Below are 3,159 nucleotides of genomic sequence, written 5' to 3' on the forward strand. Positions count from 1 at the left end.
GTGCTCGGGCTCCGTCCCGATCGAGGACTGATCAGCGGTCGCGGATCTCCATCGTGCAGCACTTGGGGCCTCCGCCGGACTTGCGGAGTTCGGAGATGTCCACGAAGTAGGGCTCGTAGCCGTGGTTGATCAGCTGGTCCGCCAGATGGGTGGCCTCCATCGGCAGGACCACGTTGCGGCCGTCGGACACCGCGTTCAGGCCCAGGCATTCCGCGTCCGCCGGGGTGGCGACGATCGCGTCGGGGAAGAGGCGGTACAGGACCCTCTGGGAGCCCGGCGAGAACGCCTCCGGGTAGTACGCGATGTGCGTGCGCCGGCCCGGCCCCGCCGGCGTCAGCACGCACAGGGCCGTGTCCAGGTGGTAGAAGCGCGGGTCCACCAGGTTCAGCGACACCACGGGAACGCCGAGGATCTCCTGCGCCTCCGCGTGCGCACCGGGGTCCGTGCGGAAGCCCGTGCCGGCCAGGAGCACCTCGCCGGTCCAGGTCAGGTCGCCCTCGGCCTCGTTGATCTTGGCGGGCATCACGACGTCGCGGTAGCCGTGGTCCAGGAACCAGCGGCGGTAGTGGTCGGCCTCGGCGGCTCGCTGCGAGGCGCGGAAGCGGGCGCCGAGAACCCGGCCGTCGACGACGGTGCCCGAGTTGGCCGCGAAGACCATGTCCGGCAGGCCCGGCTGGGGCTTGATGAAGTCGACCCGGTGGCCCCAGCGGCGGTACGTGTCCGCCAGCTCGGTCCACTCCTTCACGGCCAGCTCCGTCGACACGGGCTGGCTCGGGTCCATCCACGGGTTGATCGAGTACTCGACGGTGAAGTACGTCGGCTCGCACATCAGGTAACGTCGCCCGGTCGCCTCGCGCATGATTCCAATGTAAGCGCGCGAGCGAGAAGCGATCAATGTCGCAAAGGCACCCCGCGACCGGCAGAATGTTGCGTGTGGACACCATAGATCAGCGAATCATTTCGCGGCTGGTCGCCGACGCGCGGTCCAGCTACTCGGAGATCGGCAAGGCGGTCGGGTTGTCGGCGCCGGCGGTCAAGCGCCGGGTCGACCGGCTGCTCGACACGGGCGTGCTCAGGGGCTTCACCGCGGTCGTCAACCCGGAGGCCCTGGGCTGGGGCACCGAGGCCTTCGTCGAGGTGCACTGCATCGGCAACGTCACCCCTGACCGGATCCGGGCCCGCCTGCTGCCCCTGCCGGAGGTGGTCGCCGCCTATACCGTCTCCGGCGCGGCCGACGCCATCGTCCACCTGCGCGCGGGCAACATCCACCACCTCGAGGACGCACTCGAACGCCTCCGCGCCGTCGACATGATCGACCGGACCGTCTCCACCGTCGTCCTGTCCAGGCTGCTCGAGCGACCACCAGCTCCCGAGGTCGGCCAATAGGCTCCCCACCCATGACCGACGTCCTGCTGCAACGACGCGACCGCACCGCGGTCATCACCCTCAACGTCCCCGACCGGCGCAACGCCATCACGCTGCCGATCTCCGCCCGCCTCGCCGAGCTCGTCGCCGAGTGCGAGCGGGACGAGGACGTCGCGGCCCTCGTCGTCACCGGCGCACCGCCCGCCTTCTGCGCCGGCGCCGACCTCACCGCGCTCGGCGCGGCCCGCGAGGAGGGCCTGCGCGCCATCTACGCCGGCTTCCTCGCCGTCGCCCGGTGCACGCTCCCCACCATCGCCGCGGTCGGCGGGGCCGCGGTCGGCGCGGGCCTGAACCTGGCGCTCGCCTGCGACGTCCGGCTCGCAGGCCCGCGGGCGAAGTTCGACGCCCGGTTCCTGCAGCTCGGCATCCACCCCGGCGGCGGCATGACCTGGATGCTGCAGCGCGTCGTCGGCCCGCAGACGGCCGCCGCGATGACCCTGTTCGGCACCACGCTCGACGCCACCGAGGCCGTGCGCACCGGCCTCGCGCTGCGGGCGGTCGACGGCGACCACGACGCCCTCGTCGACGCCGCCGTCGAGCTCGCCGCACCCGCCGGGAAGGCGCCGCGCGAGCTGGTCACGGCCACCAAGCGGACGCTGCGCACGACCGCGACCTACGATCGGCACGACGACGCGGTCGAGACCGAGCTGGTAGCCCAGGTCGCCTCGATGGACACGCCGGCCTTCGCCGAGCTGCTGGCCGCCATGCGAGCCCGCATTTCCCGCGATGCGTGACGAAAGTTCCACATGCTGAGAGTCCGGATTGTGATGTGAGACCCGAATACGCTTGGCACCCGGGGAATCACGGCATCAGCGCGGATAGGGTTGGCGAGTGAGCACGTAACCGTGCGTACGGAGGGACCAGCAGATCATGAGTACCAGCGTGAACGGGGGAAACGGCAAGCCGGGGGGTCCCAGAGCGACCCAGGTGACCAAGCTCGACCGGGTCGTCATCAGGTTCGCCGGCGACTCCGGCGACGGCATGCAGCTCACCGGCGACCGCTTCACCTCCGAGGCCGCGGCGTTCGGCAACGACCTGGCCACGCTGCCCAACTTCCCCGCCGAGATCCGCGCCCCCGCGGGCACCCTGCCCGGCGTCTCCAGCTTCCAGCTCCACTTCGCCGACTACGACATCCTTACGCCGGGCGACCGGCCGGACGTCCTCGTCGCGATGAACCCGGCGGCGCTCAAGGCCAACATCTCCGACCTGCCCGTCGGCGGCACGGTCATCGTCAACACCGACGAGTTCTCCAAGCGCAACCTCACCAAGGTCGGCTACGACGGCGACCCGCTCGAGGACGACTCGCTGTCGAGCTTCCAGGTCTTCCCGGTGCGGATGGCCACCCTCACCCAGGGCGCGCTCAAGGACACCGGCCTGTCGAAGAAGGACGCCGAGCGCTGCAAGAACATGTTCGCGCTCGGTCTGCTGTCGTGGATGTACCACCGGCCCACCGAGGGCACCGAGCGGTTCCTGCGCGAGAAGTTCGCCCGCAAGCCCGACATCGCCGAGGCGAACGTGCTGGCGTTCCGGGCGGGCTGGAACTACGGCGAGACCACCGAGAGCTTCGCGGTCACCTACGAGGTGCCGCCGGCGCAGTTCCCGGCCGGCACCTACCGGCAGATCACCGGCAACATGGCGCTGGCCTACGGGCTCGTCGCGGCCGGCCAGTGCTCCGGGCTGCCCATTCTGCTCGGCAGCTACCCGATCACCCCGGCGTCGGACATCCTCCACGAG

4 protein-coding genes are annotated in these 3,159 nt (G+C 70.5%); 3 read left to right on the forward strand and 1 reads right to left on the reverse strand.

Features of this window, described 5'->3' with window-relative positions:
- Positions 1 to 31 precede the first annotated feature (31 nt).
- Positions 32 to 859 carry a dimethylargininase gene (gene ddaH, locus VGD70_RS32980; protein WP_331088362.1) on the reverse strand — a complete coding sequence of 276 codons (828 nt, stop codon included), beginning with the start codon at positions 857 to 859 and terminating at the stop codon, positions 32 to 34.
- A 74-nt stretch (positions 860 to 933) separates the two neighbouring features.
- Here ddaH and VGD70_RS32985 point away from each other — a divergent pair, with 74 nt between their 5' ends.
- From VGD70_RS32985 to VGD70_RS32995, 3 genes are all read left to right on the forward strand, one after another.
- The gene (locus tag VGD70_RS32985; protein WP_331088364.1) at positions 934 to 1,386 is read left to right on the forward strand and encodes an Lrp/AsnC family transcriptional regulator; all 453 of its coding nucleotides are present in this window, start codon (positions 934 to 936) and stop codon (positions 1,384 to 1,386) included.
- Between the two features lie 11 nt (positions 1,387 to 1,397).
- Positions 1,398 to 2,159 carry an enoyl-CoA hydratase gene (locus VGD70_RS32990; RefSeq protein ID WP_331088365.1) on the forward strand — a complete coding sequence of 254 codons (762 nt, stop codon included), beginning with the start codon at positions 1,398 to 1,400 and terminating at the stop codon, positions 2,157 to 2,159.
- A gap of 136 nt (positions 2,160 to 2,295) precedes the next feature.
- Positions 2,296 to 3,159: 2-oxoacid:acceptor oxidoreductase family protein (locus VGD70_RS32995; RefSeq protein WP_331088367.1), on the forward strand; the 864-nt coding region annotated here is incomplete at its 3' end.

It is taken from the genome of Actinophytocola sp., assembly GCF_036402745.1.
GTDB lineage: Bacteria > Actinomycetota > Actinomycetes > Mycobacteriales > Pseudonocardiaceae > Actinophytocola.